This window comes from Polaromonas sp. P3_A5, from assembly GCF_056403055.1.
Genome location: NZ_JBFUGF010000001.1, coordinates 1,598,155 through 1,622,322 on the forward strand (window position 1 = coordinate 1,598,155; position 24,168 = coordinate 1,622,322).

General features: G+C 60.6%; 22 protein-coding genes. 17 read left to right on the forward strand and 5 right to left on the reverse strand.

Annotation, left to right across the window (positions count from 1 at the left end; genetic code table 11):
- Nucleotides 1-37 precede the first annotated feature (37 nt).
- Complete coding sequence (locus AC1DU8_RS07655; RefSeq protein ID WP_477702564.1) at nucleotides 38-673, reverse strand: GntR family transcriptional regulator; 636 nt, start codon at nucleotides 671-673, stop codon at nucleotides 38-40.
- A gap of 220 nt (nucleotides 674-893) precedes the next feature.
- Here AC1DU8_RS07655 and scpA point away from each other — a divergent pair, with 220 nt between their 5' ends.
- From scpA to AC1DU8_RS07700, 9 genes are all read left to right on the forward strand, one after another.
- Nucleotides 894-3,056, forward strand: a complete 2,163-nt coding sequence (gene scpA / locus AC1DU8_RS07660; protein WP_477707185.1) for a methylmalonyl-CoA mutase — start codon at nucleotides 894-896, stop codon at nucleotides 3,054-3,056.
- Nucleotides 3,057-3,088: 32 nt separating this feature from the next.
- Complete coding sequence (locus AC1DU8_RS07665) at nucleotides 3,089-3,577, forward strand: hypothetical protein (RefSeq protein WP_457280402.1); 489 nt, start codon at nucleotides 3,089-3,091, stop codon at nucleotides 3,575-3,577.
- 162 nt (nucleotides 3,578-3,739) lie between these two features.
- Entirely contained in the window at nucleotides 3,740-4,207 is a 468-nt protein-coding gene (locus AC1DU8_RS07670) for a GNAT family N-acetyltransferase (RefSeq protein ID WP_457280404.1), read from the forward strand.
- Complete coding sequence (meaB, locus tag AC1DU8_RS07675; RefSeq protein ID WP_457280972.1) at nucleotides 4,207-5,235, forward strand: methylmalonyl Co-A mutase-associated GTPase MeaB; 1,029 nt, start codon at nucleotides 4,207-4,209, stop codon at nucleotides 5,233-5,235. The genes AC1DU8_RS07670 and meaB overlap by 1 nt, the downstream gene beginning before the upstream one ends.
- A complete protein-coding gene (locus tag AC1DU8_RS07680) occupies nucleotides 5,232-6,104 on the forward strand; it encodes an alpha/beta hydrolase family protein (protein ID WP_457280405.1) in 873 nt (290 codons plus the stop codon). Before meaB ends, AC1DU8_RS07680 begins: the two co-directional genes overlap by 4 nt.
- A 31-nt stretch (nucleotides 6,105-6,135) precedes the next feature.
- A complete protein-coding gene (locus AC1DU8_RS07685) occupies nucleotides 6,136-7,668 on the forward strand; it encodes an acyl-CoA carboxylase subunit beta (protein WP_457280406.1) in 1,533 nt (510 codons plus the stop codon).
- A gap of 130 nt (nucleotides 7,669-7,798) precedes the next feature.
- The gene (locus AC1DU8_RS07690) at nucleotides 7,799-8,362 is read left to right on the forward strand and encodes a hypothetical protein (protein ID WP_457306605.1); all 564 of its coding nucleotides are present in this window, start codon (nucleotides 7,799-7,801) and stop codon (nucleotides 8,360-8,362) included.
- Nucleotides 8,363-8,388: 26 nt separating this feature from the next.
- Complete coding sequence (locus AC1DU8_RS07695; RefSeq protein WP_477702571.1) at nucleotides 8,389-10,440, forward strand: acetyl-CoA carboxylase biotin carboxylase subunit; 2,052 nt, start codon at nucleotides 8,389-8,391, stop codon at nucleotides 10,438-10,440.
- Nucleotides 10,437-10,913, forward strand: a complete 477-nt coding sequence (locus AC1DU8_RS07700) for a VOC family protein (RefSeq protein ID WP_457280409.1) — start codon at nucleotides 10,437-10,439, stop codon at nucleotides 10,911-10,913. Before AC1DU8_RS07695 ends, AC1DU8_RS07700 begins: the two co-directional genes overlap by 4 nt.
- Nucleotides 10,914-10,921: 8 nt before the next feature.
- On the opposite strand, the gene rsxB is transcribed toward AC1DU8_RS07700, so the two are convergent.
- Nucleotides 10,922-11,611, reverse strand: coding sequence for an electron transport complex subunit RsxB (gene rsxB / locus AC1DU8_RS07705; protein ID WP_477702566.1), 690 nt, complete (start codon nucleotides 11,609-11,611; stop codon nucleotides 10,922-10,924).
- 74 nt (nucleotides 11,612-11,685) lie between these two features.
- Entirely contained in the window at nucleotides 11,686-13,098 is a 1,413-nt protein-coding gene (locus AC1DU8_RS07710; protein WP_477702567.1) for a polyhydroxyalkanoate depolymerase, read from the reverse strand.
- 268 nt (nucleotides 13,099-13,366) lie between these two features.
- On the opposite strand from AC1DU8_RS07710, the gene ygiD reads away from it, so the two are divergent.
- Complete coding sequence (gene ygiD, locus AC1DU8_RS07715) at nucleotides 13,367-14,221, forward strand: 4,5-DOPA-extradiol-dioxygenase (RefSeq protein WP_477702568.1); 855 nt, start codon at nucleotides 13,367-13,369, stop codon at nucleotides 14,219-14,221.
- A gap of 130 nt (nucleotides 14,222-14,351) precedes the next feature.
- Here ygiD and AC1DU8_RS07720 read toward each other — a convergent pair whose 3' ends face one another.
- Together AC1DU8_RS07720 and AC1DU8_RS07725 are read right to left on the reverse strand one after the other, a co-directional pair.
- Complete coding sequence (locus AC1DU8_RS07720) at nucleotides 14,352-14,954, reverse strand: nucleotidyltransferase family protein (protein WP_477665771.1); 603 nt, start codon at nucleotides 14,952-14,954, stop codon at nucleotides 14,352-14,354.
- Entirely contained in the window at nucleotides 14,938-16,134 is a 1,197-nt protein-coding gene (locus tag AC1DU8_RS07725) for an amino acid aminotransferase (RefSeq protein ID WP_477665772.1), read from the reverse strand. The genes AC1DU8_RS07720 and AC1DU8_RS07725 overlap by 17 nt, the downstream gene beginning before the upstream one ends.
- Before the next feature lie 219 nt (nucleotides 16,135-16,353).
- Here AC1DU8_RS07725 and uvrB point away from each other — a divergent pair, with 219 nt between their 5' ends.
- From uvrB to hscA, 7 genes are all read left to right on the forward strand, one after another.
- On the forward strand, nucleotides 16,354-18,477 hold the full coding sequence (gene uvrB / locus AC1DU8_RS07730; RefSeq protein WP_457280415.1) for an excinuclease ABC subunit UvrB: 2,124 nt from the start codon (nucleotides 16,354-16,356) through the stop codon (nucleotides 18,475-18,477).
- Nucleotides 18,478-18,744: 267 nt separating this feature from the next.
- Nucleotides 18,745-19,281 (forward strand): Fe-S cluster assembly transcriptional regulator IscR, encoded by a 537-nt coding sequence (gene iscR, locus AC1DU8_RS07735; RefSeq protein ID WP_457280416.1) that lies wholly within the window; start codon nucleotides 18,745-18,747, stop codon nucleotides 19,279-19,281.
- A gap of 106 nt (nucleotides 19,282-19,387) precedes the next feature.
- Complete coding sequence (locus AC1DU8_RS07740; RefSeq protein WP_457280417.1) at nucleotides 19,388-20,605, forward strand: IscS subfamily cysteine desulfurase; 1,218 nt, start codon at nucleotides 19,388-19,390, stop codon at nucleotides 20,603-20,605.
- 41 nt (nucleotides 20,606-20,646) lie between these two features.
- Nucleotides 20,647-21,033 carry a Fe-S cluster assembly scaffold IscU gene (iscU, locus tag AC1DU8_RS07745; protein WP_092128183.1) on the forward strand — a complete coding sequence of 129 codons (387 nt, stop codon included), beginning with the start codon at nucleotides 20,647-20,649 and terminating at the stop codon, nucleotides 21,031-21,033.
- A 42-nt stretch (nucleotides 21,034-21,075) separates the two neighbouring features.
- Nucleotides 21,076-21,399 carry an iron-sulfur cluster assembly protein IscA gene (gene iscA / locus AC1DU8_RS07750; RefSeq protein WP_074575253.1) on the forward strand — a complete coding sequence of 108 codons (324 nt, stop codon included), beginning with the start codon at nucleotides 21,076-21,078 and terminating at the stop codon, nucleotides 21,397-21,399.
- 76 nt (nucleotides 21,400-21,475) lie between these two features.
- Nucleotides 21,476-21,994 carry a Fe-S protein assembly co-chaperone HscB gene (gene hscB, locus AC1DU8_RS07755; RefSeq protein WP_477689383.1) on the forward strand — a complete coding sequence of 173 codons (519 nt, stop codon included), beginning with the start codon at nucleotides 21,476-21,478 and terminating at the stop codon, nucleotides 21,992-21,994.
- Between the two features lie 301 nt (nucleotides 21,995-22,295).
- Nucleotides 22,296-24,158, forward strand: a complete 1,863-nt coding sequence (gene hscA, locus AC1DU8_RS07760; RefSeq protein ID WP_457280419.1) for a Fe-S protein assembly chaperone HscA — start codon at nucleotides 22,296-22,298, stop codon at nucleotides 24,156-24,158.
- Nucleotides 24,159-24,168 lie beyond the last annotated feature (10 nt).

Consider the following 24,168-nt stretch of genomic DNA (forward strand, 5'->3'; position numbering starts at 1 on the left):
TTCCATTCCATTCAGGGGTCGGCCGAAGGCCAGGTTGTCAGGCCGCCGCTTCCAGTCCGTTCCTGAAGTGCTCCCGCATGCGCTGCGCGGTGGCATTCGCGTCGCCTGACGACAGCGCCTGCATGATGGCGCGATGCTCGGCAAGCGACTCTTCAATGCGGCCACTTTTGAGCAGCGAGTTGTGCCGGTTCAGCTTCATCACCTTGCGCAAATCGGCCACCATCTGGTCGCGCCAGCGGTTGTTGGCGATTTCCAGCAGGCGCATGTGAAAGGCTTCGTTGATCTCGAAGAACCGTTCGCGATTGGCAACGGCTTTTTCCAGTTCGTTGTGCAGGCCTTGCAGTTCTTTTAACTGGGCAGGCGTGGCCTGGGTTGCCACAACGCTGGCCGCATCGCTTTCCAGCAGCGCGAGCAAGTGGTACACGTCGGCCAGGTCGCGTTCAGATACTTCGGTCACATAGGCGCCGCGGCGCACTTTCATCGTGACCAGGCCTTCGGTGGCCAGCACTTTCAGGGCTTCGCGCAGCGGCGTTCGGCTGATGCCGTATTCCTCGGCCAGCTTGAGCTCGTCAATCCAGCTGCCCGGCGTCAGCTCGCGGTTGAAGATGCGCTGGCGCAAAAGCTCCGCCACTTCTTCGTAAAGCGCTCGAGGGGTCAGGGACACTGCGGCCATGGGCATAAAGGTGTGTTTTGAATGTGCGAAAGCTTCGAGTGGGCGTTGCTTTCGATCAGCGCTGCACGCGAGTTAGTGGGCATTTTACTTCAAACTGAATTTTGCATCAATAATTATAAATGATGTAAACTTGACCGGATTCATGACTTCCTCTCATGCTGAGCCTATGCTGTTCCCATCGCGACGCCCGGCGTGAAGACCCGTTACGGTAACCCATCCCATGTCCAAGCCCAGCAAAGAACCTGAATTTCCCGCAGCCAGCCTCGAGGTGTGGGCCAGAGCCGCTGCCAAATCAGCGCCCGGCGGCGATGTGGGCGGGTTGAACTGGCAGACGCCTGACGGCATCAGCGTCAAGCCGCTCTACACCGCTGAGGACACCAAAGACCTTCCCCATACCAATACGTTGCCGGGTTTTGAGCCTTTCATTCGGGGGCCGCAGGCCACCATGTATGCGGTGCGTCCCTGGACGATTCGCCAGTACGCCGGCTTTTCCACGGCTGAGGAGTCGAATGCTTTCTATCGCAAGGCGTTGGCCGCGGGAGGGCAGGGCGTGTCGGTGGCGTTCGACCTGGCCACGCACCGCGGTTACGACAGCGACCATCCGCGTGTGACCGGCGACGTGGGCAAGGCCGGTGTGGCGATTGATTCGGTCGAGGACATGAAAATCCTGTTCGACCAGATCCCGCTGGACAAGGTCAGCGTCTCCATGACCATGAACGGTGCGGTGCTGCCGGTTTTAGCCGGCTATGTGGTCGCGGCCGAAGAGCAGGGCGTGAGCCAGGACAAATTGAGCGGAACCATCCAGAACGACATCCTCAAGGAGTTCATGGTCCGCAACACCTACATCTTTCCGCCGCAGCCCAGCATCCGCATCATTGGCGACATCATTGAATACACGGCGCAGAACATGCCGAAGTTCAATTCGATCTCGATCTCGGGTTACCACATGCAGGAAGCCGGTGCCAACCAGGCGCTAGAGCTGGCCTTCACCTTGGCCGATGGAAAAGAGTATGTAAAAACCGCGCTGGGCAAGGGCCTGGACGTGGATGAATTCGCCGGGCGCCTGAGTTTCTTCTGGGCCATCGGCATGAACTTCTACCTTGAAGTCGCCAAGATGCGCGCCGCGCGCCTGCTGTGGTGCCGCATCATGAAAGGCTTCAACGCCAAGAGCCCCAAGAGCCTGATGCTGCGCACGCACTGCCAGACCTCCGGCTGGAGCCTGACCGAGCAGGACCCCTACAACAACGTGGTGCGCACCACCATCGAAGCCATGGCGGCCGTGTTTGGCGGAACGCAAAGCCTGCACACCAATTCGTTTGACGAGGCGATTGCACTGCCCACCGAGTTCAGCGCCCGCATCGCCCGCAACACCCAACTCATCATCCAGGAAGAAACCCATATCCCCCACGTGATCGACCCCTGGGCCGGCAGCTACATGATGGAAAAGCTCACGCAGGACATGGCTGACGCTGCCTGGGCCATCATTGAAGAAGTCGAGGCCATGGGCGGCATGACCAAGGCCGTCGACAGCGGTTGGGCCAAGCTCAAGATCGAAGCGGCTGCCGCTGAAAAGCAGGCGCGCATCGACAGCGGCAAGGACGTCATCGTCGGCGTCAACAAATACAAGCTCAAAACCGAAGACGCCATCGAGTCGCGCGACATCGACAACGTGGCGGTGCGCGACGGGCAGATCACAAGGCTCAAGGCCATCAAGGCCAAGCGGGACAACGCCGCAGTACAGGTTGCGCTGGACGCGCTGACGGCCGCCGCCGAAAATAGCAACGGCAATTTGCTGGACCTCAGCATCAAGGCCGTGCGCCTGCGTGCCACGGTGGGTGAGGTCAGCGATGCCCTCGAGAAAGTCTACGGGCGCCACCGCGCCGATACACAAAAGGTGACCGGTGTGTACGCTGCTGCTTATGACTCCGCCGAAGGCTGGGAAACGCTCAAGACCGAAATCAACGCCTTCGCTGAAGAGCAGGGCCGCCGCCCACGCGTGATGATTTCCAAACTCGGCCAGGACGGCCATGACCGCGGCGCCAAGGTGGTGGCCACGGCGTTTGCCGACCTGGGCTTTGACGTCGATATGGGCCCGCTGTTCCAGACGCCCGAAGAGTGCGCGCGCCAGGCGATTGAGAACGACGTGCATGCGGTGGGCGTCTCCACGCTGGCGGCCGGCCACAAGACACTGGTGCCGGCCATCATCGCCGAGCTCAAGAAGCAGGGCGCCGATGACATCATCGTGTTTGTCGGCGGCGTGATTCCGCGACAGGATTACGAGATGCTGTACGAGGCCGGCGTGAAAGGCATCTACGGCCCGGGTACGCCGATTCCGGCGAGTGCCAAGGACGTGCTGGAACAGATTCGGGCTGCGTTGAAGTGATTTTCAGGGTGTTTTTGAGGCTCAGTCCCATCATGCTGCTTGCCGGTGCGCTCAATGCGTATGCAAACCCGCCGCAAGAGTGGATCAGGACAAGCAAAGCCGATCCAGCGTTGATTTGTAGCGAATTGCAGTCCTCATTCCCTAAAAAGCTAAGCGAGGCTGTGGCTTTGGGTAAGGTGAAAAGCCAGACGGTCGAGTCTGCTGGGGAGTATTGCGAGCCAGAAAATTCCTGCGAGATAAGGACGCTCGATTTTGTGGGCTTGAACGCCAGGTTGCTGGTAACGAAGAAGTCGCAGGACATCAGCGTTTTGACCTTCAAGGTCAATGAACCCCATTGGCATTTTCTCAGGCAAGTTCAAATTGGCGAGACGCTTTCATCTGTGAGCCAGAAATTCGGGGTGCCGATCAGCGCCACGATGCCCTCCCCGATAAAGCTACTGGGGGAATGTGCCGGTCTGCTGCTGGAGCACAGGAGTGGACGGGTCATGAGTATTGATGTTGACTGCCAAGCCTGCTGGTAAAGCAATGAATACCCTGACCGCCCTGCTAGACGGCGATGCGATGGCCCAGCGCCGCGCCATCGCCAAAGTCGTCATGCTGATGGAGTCCATCCGCGTTGATCCTGGCCGGCACCGCGGATGTGCGGGACCAGATTCAAGCCGTTGTTGCGAAAGGAGTGTGCGGTGACAGACATCAGTTCCCGCTTGTCCTTGCAGCCGGTGCTTGCCGGCGACTTCGAGGACATGCTGGCCTTGCGCGTCGACGCCATGCGCCCCAGCCTGGAGCGTGTCGGGCGCTTTGACCTTGCGCGCTCGCGCGAGCGCCTGTTAGCGGGATTCATTCCGCAGCACATGCAACACATCCTGCTCGATGGCGAGCGTGTGGGTTTTTTCACGCTCAAGCCTGAAGGCGAAGCGGCCCTGCGGCTTGATCACCTGTATTTGCGCAGCAGTGCCAGCGGCCAGGGCATAGGCGCATGGGTACTGCGGCTGGTGCTGGCCCAGGCGCGCGAGGGCGGTCTGGTTGTCAGGCTCACCGCGCTGAAAGAAAGTGATGCCAACCGTTTCTATCTGCGCCACGGTTTTGTGCTGCAAGGCGAAGAGGGCGTGGATCTGCACTATGTATGGTCAGTGACGGAGTTGGCGACGTGATGGCCGCGCCCGATTTCCTCCAGGCCATCATGGGCCCGGACCCAATGGTGCAGCGCCGCGCCATCGCCAAGGCCATCACGCTGCTGGAGTCCACCCGCGCCGACCACCGGGCACAAGGCGACGAGTTGCTGACTGCTTTGCTGCCCAATACCGGCAAAGCCATGCGCCTGGGCATCAGCGGCGTGCCCGGCGTGGGCAAGTCCACCTTCATCGAAGTGCTGGGCCTCTACCTGATCGCGCAGGGCCACCGTGTCGCTGTGCTTACCGTCGATCCTTCCTCTTCAGTCTCGGGTGGCTCCATCCTGGGTGACAAGACCCGCATGGAAAAGCTCTCGGTGCATGAGCGTGCCTACATCCGTCCCAGCCCTTCCGGCGGCAACCTGGGCGGTGTGGCCGAGAAGACGCGAGAGGCCATGTTGGTGTGCGAGGCCGCCGGGTACGACGTGGTGATCGTAGAAACTGTCGGTGTGGGGCAGAGCGAAACCGCCGTCGCCAGTATGACCGACATGTTTGTGCTGATGCAACTACCCAATGCCGGCGACGACCTGCAAGCCATCAAAAAAGGCGTGATGGAGCTGGCCGACCTGGTCATCATCAACAAGGCCGACATCGATGCCGACGCGGCGATGCGGGCCGAGGCGCAGATTACTTCCGCCATGCGCCTGTTCGGCCTGGTCAATAACGCGATGAATAGCACGCAGGCCGCCAGCTTCGACAAGAACTGGCACCCGCAAGTCATCCAGCTCAGCGCCCTTCACAACAAGGGCGTGGACGTGTTCTGGAAAGCCGTGACGCAGTTCAAGGCCCTACAGACCGCCAACGGCCAGCTGGCAGCACGCCGCAAGCAGCAGTCGCTGGCCTGGATGTGGGAACGCATAGACGCCGGCCTCAAGCAGGCTTTCCGCCAGGATCCGCAAGTGCGCGAGCGCCTGCCCGGCCTGCTCGCTGAGGTGGCGCGTGGCGAAGTGGCGGCATCGACAGCTGCGAGGAGCTTGTTGGCCCTGGCATCCAAAGAGGGGAACTCATGAAGAAAATCGCCATTCTTTGCGTACTGCTTCTGCAGGCCTGCCTCGCCTGGGCCGGCGGCATGGTCGCCGGCGAGCCGCAGAGTTTTGTCTTCACCGACAAAGGCTATTTCGCGGACAAGCCCGTCACGGTGCATTACTACAAGGCGCACAGCGCTGGTCCGGATGCGCGGGTGATGATGGTGATCCACGGCGCGGAGCGGCAGGGCTCGCGCATGCGCGACAACTGGATGCCCTTTGCGGAGAAAAATAAACTCATCGTGCTGGCCCCGGAGTTTGACGAGGCGCGGTTTTCTTCCAGGTTGTTCAACATGGGCGGCATTGAAAGCCGTGATCGTGCCCAGTGGTCTTTCCAGATCGTCGAGCATCTTTTTGATTTTGTCCGTGCTGGTGAGGGCCTCGCGGCGAGCGACTACCTGCTGTTCGGCCACTCGGCAGGTGGGCAGTTTGTGCACCGCTTCATGCTGCTGACCGAGGCACCCCGCGTTTCAGTCGCCGTGGCGGCCAATGCCGGCAGTTACACCATGCCCCGCTATCCAGGTCTGATGGAAGACAAATTCCCTTACGCGCTTAACGAAAGCATTGTCAGCCCCGACAAACTCAGGCAGGTTTTTGCCCGCAAGCTGATCGTGCTGCTCGGTGAAACTGACATAAAAACCGATGAGGCCAACCTTCCCAAGGCCAGGCAAGCCACCGCCCAGGGCGTGAACCGCTTTGAGCGCGGCACCCACTTCTTCGAGCAGGCCCAGACGCAGGCGCAGAAGCTGGGCACCCCCCTGGCCTGGGAGCGTGTCACCGTGCCGGGCGTGGGGCATGACTCACGCCGTATGAGCCAGGCCGCCGCGCGCCTTTTGTTTGAACCCGTTAAATAAATTTCACCGTCCCACCATTGCGGAATACACCATGCAAGAAATCCTTGAACAACTCGAAAAGAAACGCGCTGCGGCGCGCCTGGGCGGCGGGCAAAAGCGCATCGATGCGCAACACGGCAAAGGCAAGCTGACGGCGCGCGAGCGGCTGGAACTGCTGCTCGACGAAGGCACGTTTGAAGAATGGGACATGTTTGTCGAGCACCGCTGCATCGACTTCGGCATGGAAAACAACAAGGTTCCCGGCGACGGTGTGGTCACTGGCTACGGCATGATCAACGGCCGTTTGGTGTTTGTCTTCAGCCAGGATTTCACCGTGTTCGGCGGTGCCCTGAGCGAAGCCCATGCCGAGAAAATCTGCAAGGTGATGGACCAGGCCATGAAGGTGGGCGCACCTGTTATTGGCCTCAACGACTCGGGCGGCGCCCGCATCCAGGAGGGCGTGGCTTCGCTGGGCGGTTATGCCGATGTGTTTCAGCGCAACGTGATGGCCAGCGGCGTGATTCCGCAGATCAGCATGATCATGGGGCCGAGCGCCGGCGGCGCCGTGTATTCCCCCGCCATGACCGACTTCATCTTCATGGTCAAGGACAGCTCCTACATGTTTGTCACGGGTCCTGAGGTCGTCAAGACCGTGACCCACGAGGAAGTCACGGCCGAGGAGCTGGGCGGCGCCACCACCCACACCACGCGCAGCGGCGTGGCCGACCTGGCATTCGAGAACGACGTCGAGGCGCTTCTGATGCTGCGTCGCCTGTACAACTACCTGCCGCTGAACAACCGCGAAAAGGCTCCGGTGCGCCCCAGCGCCGACCCGGCTGGCCGCATGGACCTCAGCCTGGACACGCTGGTGCCTGAGAACCCGAACAAGCCGTACGACATGAAGGAACTCATCGTCAAGACGGTGGACGACGGCGATTTCTTCGAGATTCAGCCCGAGTACGCGAAGAACATCATCATTGGTTTTGCTCGCATGGAGGGGCAGACGGTGGGCATCGTCGCCAACCAGCCTTTGGTGCTCGCTGGTTGTCTGGACATCAAGAGCTCCATCAAGGCAGCGCGCTTTGTACGCTTTTGCGATGCCTTCAACATCCCGGTCATTACTTTTGTCGACGTGCCCGGCTTCATGCCCGGCACGTCACAGGAATACGGCGGCATCATCAAGCACGGCGCCAAGCTGCTGTATGCCTATGCCGAATGCACGGTACCGAAGATCACTGTCATCACGCGCAAGGCCTATGGCGGCGCTTATGACGTGATGAGCTCCAAACATCTGCGCGGCGACGTCAACTTCGCCTGGCCTAACGCCGAGATTGCCGTGATGGGCGCCAAGGGCGCGGTGGAAATCATCTTTCGTGAAGACAAGGGCGACCCGGCCAAGCTGGCTGCCAAAGAGGCCGAATACAAGGCTCGCTTTGCCAACCCATTCGTCGCGGGCGCGCGTGGGTTTATCGACGACGTGATCTTGCCGCATGAGACGCGCAAGCGCATCTGCCGTTCGTTGGTGATGTTGCGGGACAAGAAGATTGAGAACCCGTGGCGCAAGCACGGCAACATCCCGCTGTGAACGTAGCATGATCAGCCACTATCCCCGATTCCGCGAAGGCGCGGCACCCGGCCTTGTGCCCAAGCTGGGCGGCTTGCCCTGGGGGCTGCCCGCGCATCTTTGGCCCGTTTGCAAGGAGTGCGGGCGGGCCATGAGCCATCTTGCGCAACTGCCGGCCGCTGTTCCTGAACTTCCGCTCGCGGATGGCGAAGTGCTGTTCCTTTTCAAGTGCGAGTGGGACAGTATCTGCAGCTTCTGGGAGTCTGATGCCGGCGCAAACGCCGCCTTCACGGTGCCGCAAAGCCAACTGGGCACGCTTGCAACCGACCCGCCCGCCGCTGCCAGTGACGGGCTGCCGGCTGTGCTGTCCGAGTTGGGCGTCGTGAGCTGGCGCACTGACGACGATGGCGCGCCGCCCGAGCTCGAAGAGGCCTTTTACGATTACACACGCCACTTTGAGCTGCCGCCGGAGCTTGGACACCCCCACGACTGGGAGAGCCCCTGGTGCACCAAAAGTGGAGGCGTTCCCTATTGGACCGCCAACGGTGCGCAGCGGATGCCGCCCGGCCGGCTGTTTCTGCAGATTGACAACTGGGTAGAACTGGAGAGTGGCAGTGCGGCCGAGGTCGCCAACTTCTGCTCGGACGGCATCGCTTACGTGTTTGTCGATCGCTCACAAAATCCACCGATTTACACGATGTTTATCAACCGCTGAGGCGGTTAACGAAGACAGGCTCAATGATGTTTAAAAAAATACTGATCGCAAATCGAGGTGAGATCGCCTGCCGGGTCATCAAGACAGCCCGCAAGATGGGTATCCAGACCGTTGCCGTCTATTCTGACGCCGACAAGGACGCGCGCCATGTCGAACTGGCGGACGAAGCCGTCAACATCGGCCCCGCGCCCAGCCGTGACAGTTATCTGCAGGCCGACAAGATCATCGCGGCCTGTAAGCAGACCGGCGCGCAGGCGGTGCACCCCGGCTACGGCTTCCTGAGCGAGAACGCGGGCTTTGCCAAGCGGGTCGAGGAAGAGGGCATCATCTTTATCGGTCCCAAGCACTATTCGATTGCCGCCATGGGCGACAAGATCGAATCGAAAAAGCTGGCCGGTGCGGCGGGTGTGAATTGCATTCCCGGCGTGAACGATGCGATTGAAACGGCCGAGAAGGCGGTGGAGATTGCCAAGGGCATCGGTTACCCGGTGATGATCAAGGCCTCGGCCGGCGGCGGGGGCAAGGGCTTGCGGGTGGCCTTTAACGACAAGGAAGCATTCGAAGGTTTCACGAGCTGCCGCAATGAAGCGAGGAACAGCTTTGGCGACGACCGCGTCTTTATCGAGAAATTTGTCGAGGAACCTCGCCATATCGAGATTCAGCTGCTGGGTGACAGCCACGGCAATGTGATTTACCTGAACGAACGCGAGTGCTCCATCCAGCGGCGCCACCAAAAGGTGATTGAAGAGGCGCCGTCGCCTTTCATCAGCGACGCGACGCGCAAGGCCATGGGCGAACAGGCGGTGGCCTTGGCCAAGGCCGTGAAGTACCAGAGCGCTGGCACGGTGGAGTTTGTGGTCGGCAAGGACCAGAGCTTTTACTTCCTCGAAATGAACACCCGCCTGCAGGTGGAGCACCCGGTGACGGAATGCATCACGGGGCTGGACCTGGTGGAGCTGATGATTCGCGTGGCGGCTGGCGAGAAACTACCGATTGCGCAGAAGGATGTGCAGCGTAGCGGCTGGGCGATTGAGTGCCGTATCAACGCCGAAGACCCGTTCCGCAGCTTTTTGCCTTCCACCGGACGGCTGGTGCGCTTTCAGCCGCCCAAGGAGACCATGTTTGCGGCCGACATCTCGCAGCTGTACGGTGTGCGTGTTGACACCGGCGTGCAGGATGGCGGCGAGATCCCGATGTTTTATGACTCGATGATTGCCAAGCTCATCGTGCACGGCAAGGATCGCAAGGAGGCGATTGCCAAGATGCGTGAGGCGCTTAATGGTTTTGTGATCCGCGGCATCTCCAGCAACATTCCTTTCCAGGCGGCCTTGCTGGCGCATCCGAAATTTGTGGCGGGTGACTTCAACACGGGCTTTATTGCCGAGAACTACAGCAAAGGCTTTCATGCCGAAGACGTGCCGCATGACGATCCTTCGTTCCTGCTGGCGTTGGCTGCTTACGTCAATCGCCGCATGCTGGGCCGTGCCGCCGGCATCAGCGGACAGCTGCCGGGCCATGGCGTGACGGTGGGGGAAGAGTTCGTTGTGGTGAGCCTGGGCTCTGCGGGGCAGAACACGCAGCACCCTGTAACGGTGCGAAATTATCAAGCCCAATCGGGCTCCGGCACAGTAGATACGGGCGCTGGTAGCTATGAAATTTGTAGCAACTGGCATCTGGGCGGCGCGCGCATACGCGGCACGGTGAATGGGCAGCCTTTCGCCGCGCAGGTGGAGCGCGGTGTGGGCCGCAACCCGCTGGCCATCCGCATTGCGCACAACGGCACACGGCTGGATGCGCTGGTGCTGTCGCCGCGCGCGGCGCAACTGCATGCGCTCATGCCCTACAAGGCGCCGCCGGACATGAGCCGCTATGTGCTCTCGCCCATGCCGGGCTTGCTGGTGGATGTGGCCGTGCAGGTGGGTCAGAAAGTGCAGGCCGGTGAGCGCGTGGCCGTGATTGAGGCGATGAAGATGGAGAACGTGCTGTTTGCCGTAGCCGACGGCGTGGTCGGCAAGGTGCTGGCGGCCAAGGGCGAATCGCTCAGCGTGGACCAGCCGATTGTGGAGTTCCAGGCATGAGTGCCACTCGACCCTTCAAAGTGCTGGGCATCCAGCAGATCGCCATCGGTGCCACCAGCAAAGACCGGCTGCGCACGCTGTGGGTCGACATGCTGGGCCTGGAAGTCACCGGCAACTTTGTCAGCGAACGTGAAAACGTCGATGAAGACATCTGCGCGATCGGCAGCGGCCCGTTCAAGGTCGAAGTTGACCTGATGCAGCCACTGGATGTGGACAAGAAACCCGCGGTGCACACCACGCCGCTCAACCACGTGGGCCTGTGGATAGACGACCTGCCCAAAGCCGTTGAGTGGCTGACGGCCAAGGGGGTGCGCTTTGCACCCGGCGGCATTCGCAAGGGCGCAGCGGGTTTTGACATCTGTTTCCTGCACCCCAAGGCTAACGATGAGTTTCCTGTTTCGGGTGAAGGTGTACTGATTGAATTGGTGCAGGCACCGCCCGAGGTGATCAAGGCTTTCTCTGCCCTGGGCTGAGGGGCTGCTCAGTCTTTTTTGCCGCGTTTTTCGCGCTGCACACGGGCCCGGGCCAGGGCGGCCTCAATCACCATGCGCTTGCGGTCCGCCACGGCGGGGTCGCCCTCGGGGCGTGCAGCTGAAGCTGGTAGCGGGGCCTGTGGCGGGTTTTTCGCTTTCCCTGCGCCTTTGTCCTCCGGGCTTGTGCTGTTCCTGTACCGGTTCTGATGGAATTCATAACGGGCTCTGGCGGTGTCAGCCTCTTGCGGAGACCATGCCGTCCAGCCCGTGCGCTCGCCGGTGACGTTTTCCAGGCTGATGCAGTCGACAGGGCAGACCGGTATGCACAGCTCACAGCCTGTGCACCAGGGCTCGATGACGGTGTGCATCATCTTGTTGCTGCCCATGATGGCGTCGGTCGGACAGGCCTTGATGCACAAGGTGCAGCCTATGCACCAGTCTTCATCGATGAAGGCGACAGCACGTGGGCCTTCGGTACCGTTGGCGGGATTGAGCGGCTGAACGGGCTGACCGGTGATGGCCGACAGCCGCTGCACGCCTTCGGCGCCGCCTGGCGGGCATTGGTTGATGGGGGCCTGACCTGTTGCAATGGCCGTGGCATACGCCGCGCAGTCAGGATAGCCGCAGCGGGTGCACTGGGTTTGGGGCAGTGCGGCGTTGATGCGCTCGAAAAGGCTGGAGTCGGGGGGGGAGGTCACCCGCCTATTGTCCTACCAGTCATGGCCCGCTCTGCCTGCGCTCTACCTTCGCGACCCCGGCCTTGCCGCCGCCCTCAAGCCTTCTTGCTGCGTGCTGCTTTTTTTGCCGCCGGCTTTGCTGCGGCCTTCGGGGCGGCTTTGGCGGCAGGCTTTGCTGCTGCGGTGCGCACCGGTTTTGCTATCGTTTTGGTAGCTGCTGGCGCACGCTTGGATTGGGTTGGAGCCCGATTGTTCTCAAGAATGAAGGCCTTGACCTGCGGGTAGACAATCTCGCGCCAGCGGCGGCCGCTGAAAATCCCGTAGTGGCCCGCGCCCTTGACTTCCAGGTGCTTTTGCAGTGCCTTGGGGATGTTGTGGCAAAGACCGTGTGCTGCCTCGGTCTGGCCGGAGCCCGAGATATCGTCCAGCTCGCCTTCGACCGTGAAGTGGGCTGTGGTCTTGATGTCTTCGGGCCGCACACGCTCAATTTGGCCATCCACGCCCTTGACGTCCCAGGTGCCGTTGACCAGCTTGAATTCCTGGAACACCGTCTTGATGGTGTCAAGGTAGTAGTCGGCGTCCATGTCGAGCACGGCGTTGTACTCGTCGTAGAACTTGCGGTGCGCCTCGGCACTGGCGTCATCACCTTTGAGCAGGTCCTTGAAGTAGTCGTAGTGGCTGCTGGCGTGGCGGTCGGGGTTCATCGCGACGAAGCCGGTGTGCTGCAAAAAGCCGGGGTAGACGCGGCGGCCTGCGCCCGGAAAGTTGCTCGGCACGCGGTAAATCACATTGTTTTCAAACCACTCGTAGCTCTTGTTCATGGCCAGGTTGTTCACGGCCGTAGGCGATTTTCGGGCATCGATCGGGCCGCCCATCATGGTCATGCTCAAGGGCGTCGCTTCGCCGCGTGAGGCCATCAGCGACACGGCAGCGAGCACCGGCACAGTGGGCTGGCAAACGCTGATGACGTGGCAATTGCCGTAAATACCCTGGAGGTGGCGAACGAACTCCTGGACGTAGTTGACGTAGTCGTCCAGGTTGAATGAACCTTCAGAAAGCGGCACGGTGCGCGCATTTTTCCAGTCGGTGATGTAGACCTTGTGGTCTTTGAGCATGGTCTTGACCGTGTCCCGGAGCAAGGTTGCATAGTGGCCCGACAGCGGCGCCACGATCAGCACGGCGGGCTCGCCCTTCAGGCCTGTCAGCGTGGCGGGATCGTCGGTGAAGCGCTTGAAGCGGCGCAGCTCGCAAAAGGGCTTGTCGATTTCCACGCGTTCGTGGATGCTGACCTCGGTGCCGTTGACATCCACCGTCCGGATGTCGAAAGCCGGTTTTTCGTAGTCTTTGCCCAATCGGTAAATCAGGCTGTAGCCGGCGGCTACGCGTTGTGCAAACGGGTTTTGGCCCATGGGCGACAGGGGATTGCCGTAGAGCTTTGCAGCGGCTTGCGCAAAGTCGACAAAGGGCTCCATCAAGGTGCGTTGGGCTTCATAGACTTGGTACAGCATCGGGGTCGACCTTGGGGTTAGGGTTACTTCGGTAAATCGTAATATGTTGCAGTGCAATATAACAGGGGGTTGCCGCACTGATTTGAGGATAACCACCAATACCGGGCGGTTTTCACACTGTTGACGCCAAAAGCACCACGATGGTGCCAGCCTGGCTTGCGAACCGAGAAACCGCCACCACCTGCGGGATTGAAAGAACACTTACCATTCTGCCTGCAGCCGGTGGTCTTTGCCCATCCTGAGCTGCAGCCCTGAACAGGAAAACGACATGCCTCCCCTGATTGACGCCTCCTCGCTGGATCAACTGGCTTCTTTGAAGAAATCAGACCGGATGCCGGTGCTTTTTGTGGGCCACGGCAGCCCGATGAATGCCATCGGCGACAACGAGTACCGGCGCAGCTGGCAGGCGCTGGGCGCCGAGTTTGGGTCGAAATTCCCCAGGCCGCAGCTGATTCTGTGCGTTTCCGCCCATTGGCTGACCGAAGGCTGGTGGCTGACGGCCATGGACAAGCCCAAAACCATCCACGACTTTGGCGGCTTTCCGCAGGAGCTCTTCGACCAGCAATACCCCGCGCCCGGCGACACCGCGGCGGCGCAGGTGATCAGCCAGTTGGTCAGGCAGCGCGCATCGGCGCCGCTCGGCCTCGACGAAGGCGAGTGGGGACTGGACCACGGTGCCTGGTCGGTGCTCAAGCCCATGTTTCCGGATGCGGACATCCCGGTCATCCAGCTCAGCATGGATTACAGCCGGGCTCCCGACGAGCACTATGCGCTGGCAAAGCAGCTGAAGGCGTTGCGGGACCGCGGCGTGCTGATCGTGGCCAGCGGCAATATCGTGCACAACCTGCGCCAGATGCAGCGCGGGGCCGCGGGTAACCAGGCCTACGACTGGGCGCTGGAGTTTGACCAGACTATCGGTGGTTATCTGCAGCAGGGCAATCTGGATGCGCTGCAGAATTTCCAGAAGCTGGGCCAGGTGGCGAAGATGGCGCACCCCACCCACGAGCACTACCTTCCGCTGCTGTATACGGCGGGCGCGGTTGACGCGAAGGAGCCAATACGGTTTTTCAACACCAGCTTCCAGGCTGGCTCCATTTCCATGCGGTCAGTAATTTGGGGATGAATCCGTTGGAGCGGAGTGTCAGATAGCTTTTTGTGCTATTAAATTGATAGCTGCTTGCGCTTGTCAGTCATGGTCTGCAGCCGTTTTTTTTGAAGAGCCTGGCTTTTGCCACTGCCGTGCTGGGGGCCGGTCAGGCCACTTGCGGATGGATAACCTGCAGCCAGCTCCAGCGATCCTGATAAGCCTTCGCCTTTTTCTCGAACAGCGGCAGGTGGTTGCACAGCAGGTTGGGGCTGAGCTTGCCCTGGTACAACTGCGCCAGGCCGTTGGGCGCATAAAGCTCTACATCCGTCCGCTCCGCAGTATTTGCCCTTAAGCCGACACACGTACAGCTCACCAGAAACCGGTCGATGCCATCGCGGGAGCTTTGCAGGGCGGGGTAGGGGAAGCCGAAATACTCCTGATACCAGGTATGGACCCTGGCCTGGTTTTTGGCTTCCACCACAATGCCCCGGCCCGCAAAGCAGGCGCTGACACGTTCATTGACGGCTGCTTCGCCTGCGCCTGAAAGGTCGGCAGGGTCAAAGTAAAACAGGTCGTAGTCTTTGATGTGGGCTTCGGGTGGCTGGCCCGCGTGCAGGTTCCAGATTGTCTGGAAGAGGCATCCCGCCACCAGCCATGCGTCGGGCAGTCCCAGCGCAGGCAGGTGTTCCAGAATGAACCGGTTGTGGCGGTTTTTCAGCGCGTCCCGGATGAATTCATCCGGGAGTACGGCCTCAGACGACCTTGGCAATCGACGCGCAGACGTAGTCGATGTTCTTGCTGTTCAGGGCGGCCACGCACATGCGGCCGGTGTCGGTGCCGTAAACGCCGAATTCATTGCGCAGGCGCACCATCTGGTCCTTGCTGAGGCCCGAGTAGCTGAACATGCCGATCTGGGCGGTGATGAAGCTCATGTCCTGCTTGACGCCGGCGGCCTTCAGGCCGTCCACGAGCTTTTGGCGCATGGCCTTGATGCGCACACGCATTTCGCTCAGCTCTTGCTCCCATTGGGTGCGCAGCGCGGGGGTATTGAGCACCGTGGCCACCACCATGCCGCCATGGATCTGCGGGTTGCTGTAGTTGGTGCGAATGACCAGCTTGAGCTGCGACAGCACGCGGTCGGCTTCGTCCTTGGATTCGCACAGCACCGACAGGGCACCCACGCGTTCGCCGTAGAGGCTGAAGCTCTTGGAAAAGGACGTCGACACGAAAAAGCTCAGGCCGGCAGCCACAAATTTACCGATGACGGCGCCGTCTTCCGCAATGCCGTGGCCAAAGCCCTGGTAGGCCATGTCGAGGAAAGGCGTGAGCTTTCGCGCCTTGACGGCGGCGATCACCTGGTCCCACTGGGCTGCGGTGATGTCGTAGCCGGTCGGGTTGTGGCAGCAGGCGTGCAGCACGACGATGGTGCCTTCGGCGGCTGCATTGAGGGCGGCGAGCATGCCGTCGAAGTTGACGCCGCGCTTGGCTGCATCGTAGTAAGGATAGCTTTCAACCACGAAACCGGCCTGGCTGAAAAGCGCGCGGTGGTTTTCCCAGCTTGGGTCGGAAATCAGCACCTTGGCATTGGGGCTGAGCTTTTTGAGGAAGTCGGCGCCGATCTTCAGGCCGCCCGTGCCGCCAATGCCCTGTGCAGTGGCTACTCGGCCGCTTTTGACAGGTTCGCTGTCGACGCCGAAAACCAGGCCCTTGACGGCCGCATCGTAGGCGGCGATACCGTCAATTGGCAGGTAGCCGCGCGCCTTGGGAGACTCCATCATGAGTTTTTCTGCCGCCTGTACGCATTGCAGCAGGGGGAGCTTGCCGTTGTCGTCGTAGTACACGCCCACGCCCAGGTTGACCTTTGCAGGATTGGTATCGGCATTGAACTGCTCGTTCAGGCCCAGGATGGGGTCACGCGGGGCCATTTCGACAGCGGTAAACAAAGACATGAAATATCCTCAGAGAAGTGAAAAGAAGGCGAAAGCGACGATAGGGGGTTCAGGTCACGGATTTAGGTCACAAGCTGACCGGAAAAAAGGCTACAAGAGGTGTCAAAAGCGATAGCGGGGGCAACTACAAGGCGAATGGGGATTGCAATTTCCATTTTCGGCCGAATGTCGTATTCTGTTTGGTTGCCCTGAATTTTAACGGGGCCTGATCGAGGTTTTATGCCAGAAGCTATGGAAGTCATAACTGATTCAGTCAACACCGACCCCGCTGTGGGCGAGTTCGTGCGTTTCCCGGATTCGCCGTTCGAGCTGTTCCAGCCCTATCCGCCTGCGGGCGACCAGCCCACCGCAATTGACCAGCTGGTCGAGGGCATCAACGACGGCGAGGTGTTCCAGACCCTGCTGGGCGTGACCGGCTCCGGCAAGACTTTTACCATGGCCAATGTGATTGCCCGCCTGGGCCGGCCGGCCATCGTGTTTGCGCCCAACAAGACGCTGGCCGCGCAGCTTTACAGTGAGTTCCGCGAGTTCTTCCCGAAAAACGCGGTCGAGTATTTCGTCAGTTACTACGACTACTACCAGCCTGAAGCCTATGTGCCGCAGCGCGATCTTTTCATCGAGAAAGACTCGGCCATCAACGAGCACATCGAGCAGATGCGCCTGTCGGCCACCAAGAGCGTGCTGGAGCGGCGCGACACCATCATCGTCGGTACGGTCAGCGCTATTTACGGCATAGGTGCGCCTGAGGATTACACACAGATGCGGTTCATTGCGCGCATCGGCGACAAGATGGGCCAGCGCGACGTGATCGCCAGGCTGATCCGCATGCAGTACACGCGCAACGAGCAGGACTTCGCGCGCGGCACGTTCCGGGTGCGCGGGGACGTGATCGACATTTTCCCGGCCGAGCATTCCGAGCTGGCCATACGCATCGAGCTGTTCGACGACGAGATCGAGTCGCTGCAGTTGTTTGACCCACTGACAGGCCGCATACGCCAGAAAATCCCGCGCTTTGTGGTCTACCCCAAGAGCCACTACGTCACGCCGCGCGACAAGGTCATGACGGCGGTGGAGACCATCAAGCTGGAGCTGTCCGAGCGGGTGGCCCAGTTCGTCGCCGACGGCAAACTGGTGGAAGCCCAGCGCATCGAGCAGCGCACCCGGTTCGACCTGGAGATGCTCAGTGAAATCGGCCACTGCAAGGGCATTGAGAACTACACCCGCCACCTGAGCGGTTCGCCGGCGGGATCACCCCCTTCGACGCTGTGCGATTACCTGCCCAAGGATGCCGTGATGTTTCTCGACGAGAGCCACGTCATGATCGGTCAGCTCAACGCCATGTACAACGGCGACCGCGCACGCAAAACCACGTTGGTGGAATACGGTTTTCGCCTGCCGAGCGCGCTGGACAACCGGCCGCTCAAGTTCGAGGAGTTTGAAGCCAAGATGCGGCAGGCCGTTTTTGTCTCGGCCACGCCAGCGAATTATGAGAAAGAGCACGCAGGCAAGGTGGTGGAGCAGGTGGTCAGGCCCACCGGGCTGGTGGATCCGCAGGTGGAAGTGAGGCCGGCTACCCATCAGGTCGACGACGTGCTGCAGGAAATCCGCATCCGGGTCGAGAAGAATGAACGGGTGCTGATCACCACGCTGACCAAACGCATGGCCGAACAGCTGACGGATTATCTGAGCGACAACGGTGTGAAGGTGCGCTACCTGCACAGCGATGTGGACACGGTCGAGCGGGTAGAAATCCTGCGTGACCTGCGGCTGGGCGCGTTTGACGTGTTGGTGGGTATCAACCTGCTGCGTGAGGGGCTCGATATCCCGGAGGTGTCGCTGGTGGCCATTCTGGACGCCGACAAGGAAGGCTTTTTGCGCGCCGAGCGCAGCCTGATCCAGACGATTGGCCGCGCGGCCCGAAACCTGAACGGCCGTGCGATTTTGTATGCAGACCGCATCACCGACTCCATGAAAAAAGCCATGGATGAAACCGAACGCCGGCGTAACAAGCAGATTGCCTTCAACCTGGAGCACGGCATCACGCCGCGCAGCGTGGTCAAACGCATCAGGGACCTGATCGATGGTGTCTACAGCGAGAAATCCGGCAAGGAAGCCGAAAAGATCGAGATGCAGAAGGCATTGGTGGAAGACATGAGCGAGAAGGACATCGCCCGCGAGATCAAGCGGCTGGAAAAGCAGATGATCGAACACGCCAAGAATCTCGAGTTCGAAAAAGCCGCGCGGGTACGGGACCAGTTGCACATCCTCAAGGAGCAGGCTTTTGGCGCGCCTGGCACCGATAATGTCGTACCGCTAAGCGCCGCAGGCCAAACCCGCGCCTAGGCCGATCGACCCGACCACTCACTTTGTGCACGGATATGGTGCATAAAGTGAGTCGAGCTACGGGTTAGCCCTCATGTTTTGAGCACCCTCAGCGGGAAAAACCCTGCTCGTGTTATACTTGACGAAAACAGTCAAGAACAATATCAGAACAACAAAAAAGCCCCCGCGATACCGGTTGACTGACCTGGGCGGCTGGAGGAAGAGTTCCCTGTAAGTCACAAGCTTTCAGGGTGAAAACGACAGTCAAGCCATTTAAAGGAGCTTGTTATGCGCCTCACGACCAAAGGCCGCTTTGCGGTCACCGCGATGATTGATTTGGGATTGCGTCAGAACAACGGCCCGGTCACGTTGGCCGCCATCAGCCAGCGCCAGCAGATTTCCCTGTCCTACCTCGAACAGCTGTTCGGCAAACTGCGCCGTCACGAACTGGTGGAATCCACCCGTGGTCCCGGCGGCGGTTATACGCTGGGCCGCAAGGCTTCCGAGATCACCGTGGCTGACATCATCGTGTCGGTGGACGAGCCGATCGACGCCACCCAGTGTGGCGGTAAGGAAAACTGCCTGGGCGAAGGCGGCCGCTGCATGACGCACGAGCTGTGGGCTTCACTGAACAGCCGCATGGTGGAGTTCCTGGACTCCGTGACCCTGCAAAAACTGGTGGAAGACCAGCTCGCCAAGGGCGTGGTGATCGAGAATACCCCGCAGGTGAAAAAAGCCATTTTCACAGCGCCGGTTGTCAAGCCGATCCGCGTGAATGCACCGAACTCGGTCTTCGCACTGGGCAATGCATTTTCCAAATCCTGATGGAGCGATGCCGGGCGTCTGCCCGGCACCATCCTTTTGTGAACCGACTGCATTGACTTCATTGATCGCGCTGCCAGCCAGCCTGTGAATTTAAAGAGCTAGCCACATGGACACCCCACACTTTCCCATCTACATGGACTACAGTGCCACGAACCCCTGCGATCCGCGGGTGGTGGACGCCATGATTCCCTGGTTGCGCGAGCACTTCGGCAACCCCGCGTCCCGCAGCCACGCCTGGGGCTGGGAAGCGGAAGCCGCTGTCGAGAAGGCACGCGAACAAATTGCCGACCTGATTGGCGCCGATCCGCGCGAGATCGTCTGGACCAGCGGCGCGACCGAGTCCAACAATTTGGCCCTGAAGGGTGCGGCTCATTTCTACAAGACCAAGGGCAAGCACATCATCACGGTCAAGACCGAGCACAAGGCTGTGCTGGACACCTGCCGCGAACTGGAACGCCAGGGTTTTGAAGTGACCTACATGGACGTGCAAGCCGACGGCCTGCTCGACCTGGAGGCGCTCAAGGCCGCTATCCGCCCCGACACGATTCTGGTCAGCGTCATGTTCGTCAACAACGAAATCGGCGTGATCCAGGACATCCCGGCCATTGGCGCCCTGTGCCGTGAAAAAGGCATCATCTTCCACGTGGATGCCGCGCAGGCAACCGGCCGTGTTGACATCGATCTTGCCACCTTGCCGGTCGACCTGATGAGCCTGACCTCGCACAAGACCTATGGCCCCAAGGGCATTGGTGCCCTGTACGTGCGCCGCAAACCGCGTGTACGCCTGGAAGCGCAAATGCACGGCGGTGGCCATGAGCGCGGCATGCGTTCGGGTACTTTGCCCACGCACCAGTGCGTCGGCATGGGCGAGGCCTACCGCATTGCCAAGGCCGAGATGCACGAAGAGAACAAGCGCATCCTTGCCTTGCATGAGCGCATGCTCAACGGGCTCAAGGACGTGGAAGAAGTGTTCCTCAATGGCCACGCCGACAAGCGCGTGCCGCACAACCTGAACATGAGCTTCAACTTCGTCGAAGGCGAATCGCTGATCATGGGCATCAAGGGTCTGGCCGTGTCCAGCGGCTCGGCTTGCACATCGGCCAGCCTGGAGCCCAGCTATGTGCTGCGCGCCCTGGGCCGCAGCGACGAACTGGCGCACAGCAGCCTTCGCATGACGATTGGCCGCTGGAGCACCGAGGAAGAAATCGACTACGCGGTCGCCACCATCAAGGAAAACGTGGCCAAACTGCGCGAACTCTCCCCCCTGTGGGAGATGTTCAAGGATGGTGTTGATTTATCCACCATCCAGTGGGCCGCCCATTAAGGCGAGCCCGCAATTCAAGACAGCTTAAAGAGGTAAACAAAATGGCATACAGCGAAAAAGTGGTAGACCACTATGAAAACCCCCGCAACGTCGGCTCCTTTGAAAAGGGCGACGAAACGGTAGGCACCGGCATGGTCGGCGCGCCTGCTTGCGGCGACGTGATGAAGCTGCAGATCAAGGTCAACCCGGTGACGGGCGTGATTGAAGATGCACGTTTCAAGACCTACGGCTGCGGCTCCGCGATTGCGTCAAGCTCGCTGGTGACCGAGTGGGTCAAGGGCAAGACGCTGGACGAAGCGGCAAGCATCAAGAACAGCGCGATTGCTGAAGAGCTGGCCCTGCCGCCTGTGAAGATTCACTGCTCCATCCTGGCGGAAGACGCCATCAAGGCCGCCGTGAACGATTACAAGCAAAAGCACACGCACTGATCAATCGCATTGCCCGTCACCTGTTTCCTTCGAGTGATTTAAATGTCCGTTACCCTGACTGATGCCGCCGCCCGCCACGTGACCCGCTACATGACCAAACGCGGCAAGGGTGTGGGCGTTCGCCTTGGCGTGAAGACCACCGGCTGCTCCGGCCTGGCTTACAAGCTGGAGTACGCCGACGAGATCGCACCGGAAGATGTCGTGTTTGAAGACAACGGCGTCAAGGTGCTGGTCGACCCTAAAAGCATGGCTTACATCGATGGCACCAAGCTCGACTTTGTGCGCGAAGGCCTGAACGAAGGCTTCAAGTTCATCAACCCCAACGAACGTGACCGTTGCGGCTGTGGCGAAAGCTTCCGGGTTTGACGGGCGAGCGGTCGAACGCGTGCTGCACCCTTATCAAAGCCGCCTCCACTGATTGTGCTGGCGGCTTTTTCTCGGCATGAATCTCCAATCCAACGACTTCGAGCTTTTCGGTGTTCCCCAGCGCTTCGCGCAGGATCGCGCGGCGCTTGACGCGCGCTGGAAGGATTTGCAGCGCGAAGCGCATCCTGACAAATTCGCGGCTAAGGGTACGGCCGCCCAGCGTGTGGCCATGCAGTGGTCGGTGCGCATCAACGAGGCCTACCAGCGGCTGAAAGACCCGCTCAAGCGGGCGAGCTATTTGTGTGAGCTGAACGGTGCGCCCATTAACGCCGAAAACAATACCACGATGCCGCACGACTTCCTGATGCAGCAGATGCAGTGGCGCGAAGCGCTCGACGATGCCGAAACAACTGAAGATTTTGAAGAAATAGCCTCCCAAGCCACAGTTGACGCGCGCAAGCAGCTATCAAAGATAGAGCAACTGCTGGACGTGGACAAGGACTTTCCTGCCGCAGCCCAGCAGGTCAGAAGCCTTATGTTTATTGAGCGCTTTGCCAGTGAGGTTGATGCACGCATCGACCAGCTGGGACAATAGGAACCTGTTCAATGTCTTTTTGGAGTCGCACAAGTACCTTTTCGGGATGGGATGCAAGGCGCGGTGCACCGCCAATAGCTGGGCTATTGGCAAGCGCCGCAACGCCGCAGACCGCCCGACAAGGCACTTGCCCGAAGGGTTGGAGTGAAATCGGGCGATTGGACACCCCGGCCGCTTGCATGGGCATCAGCCCATGCGGCGCATCCGAGGTATCCACTCATCCCGATTGCACTCCAATGCGATCTCCAAAAAGACATTGAACAGGTTCCAAGGCATTACAGAAAAAGTACGACAACCGCGCATGGCACTCCTGCAAATTTCCGAACCCGGCCAGACGCCCGACCCGCACCAGCGACGCATCGCGGTGGGGATTGACCTGGGGACCACACATTCGCTGGTCGCCAGCGTGCGCAGTGGCGTATCCGAATGCCTGCCCGACGAGCAGGGGCGGGTGCTGCTGCCCAGCGTGGTGCGCTACCTTGAGGACGACAAGCGCCAGATCGGCTATGAAGCCCTGGCCGCGCAGGTGGAAGATCCGCGCAACACCATTTCTTCTGTCAAGCGTCTGATGGGCCGCGGCATTGACGACATCGGCAGCCGCGCTCAGTTGCCATACGAGTTGAACGACAAGCCGGGCATGGTCACGCTGCAGACTGTCGCCGGCGAGAAAAGCCCGGTCGAGATCAGCGCGGAGATTCTGGCCACGTTGCGTTACCGCGCCGAAGACACTTTTAATGACGATATTTATGGCGCCGTAATCACGGTGCCGGCCTACTTTGACGACGCCCAGCGCCAAGCAACCAAAGATGCGGCGCAACTGGCCGGCTTGAACGTGTTGCGCCTCCTCAATGAGCCCACGGCCGCCGCGATTGCGTATGGATTGGACAACGGCAGCGAAGGCGTCTACGCCGTCTATGACCTGGGTGGCGGCACCTTTGACATTTCCATCCTGCGCCTCACGCAAGGTGTCTTCGAAGTCGTGGCGACCGGTGGCGATTCCGCATTGGGCGGTGATGACTACGACCGTGCGCTTGTCGACTGGGTGCTGGCCAAGGCCGGGCTTGCGGCGGACACGCTCACGCCGTCCGATAAGGCGGCCTTGCAGCGTACCGCCCGGAACTGCAAGGAGGCGTTGTCGTCTGCGGACCCCGTGCCTTTTTCGGTGCAACTGGCTAAAGCCCTCGTCAATTTCGAAATGAAAGCGGAAGATTTTGAAACTGCTACCGCCCACCTGACACAGCGCACGCTGGCGGCCGTCCGCAAGGCGTTGCGCGATGCCAAACTGGCCAAAGAAGACATCCAGGGCGCGGTGCTGGTTGGGGGTTCCACCCGCATGCCGCAGGTGCGCAAGGCGGTTGCCAGCTTCTTCGGGCGCGAGCCGCTGGTCAACCTCAACCCCGATGAAGTGGTGGCGCTGGGCGCGGCCATTTCAGCCAACCAACTGGCCGGTAACAACATGGGCGCAGACCTGTTGCTGCTCGACGTGATCCCGCTGTCGCTGGGCATCGAGACCATGGGCGGGCTGGTCGAGCGCATCGTGCCGCGCAACCAGACCATCCCCACGGCCATGGCACAGGACTTCACCACCTACCAGGACGGCCAGACCGCCCTGGCGCTGCATGTGGTGCAGGGCGAACGCGACCTGGTGGCCGACTGCCGCAGCCTGGCCCGCTTCGAGCTGCGCGGCATTCCGCCCATGGTGGCGGGCGCTGCCCGCATCCGCGTGACGTTTACCGTCGATGCCGACGGGCTGCTCAGTGTGAATGCGAAAGAACAGGTCAGCGGCGTTGAGGCACGCATCGACGTGAAGCCTTCCTACGGCCTGTCGGACGACGATATTGCGCGCATGCTGCAAGACAGCTTTTCAACCGCGCAACAAGACATGCAGGCCCGTGCCCTGGCCGAAGCCCAGGTCGATGCCGACCGCATGATTCTGGCCACACAAAGCGCCCTGGCAGCGGATGCCGACCTGCTGAGCCCCAATGAACGGGCGCAGATCGACAGCCTGATCGTCGGCCTCGCCGACACGCGTGCCCACGGTGATGCGGCCGCAATCGAAGCGGCCACCCAGGCGCTGGCCAAAGGCACCGAAGGCTTTGCCGCCCAGCGCATGAACCGGGGCATCAAGCAAGCCCTCGCCGGTAAAAACATCGAGGCGGTCTGAACCGACTGAC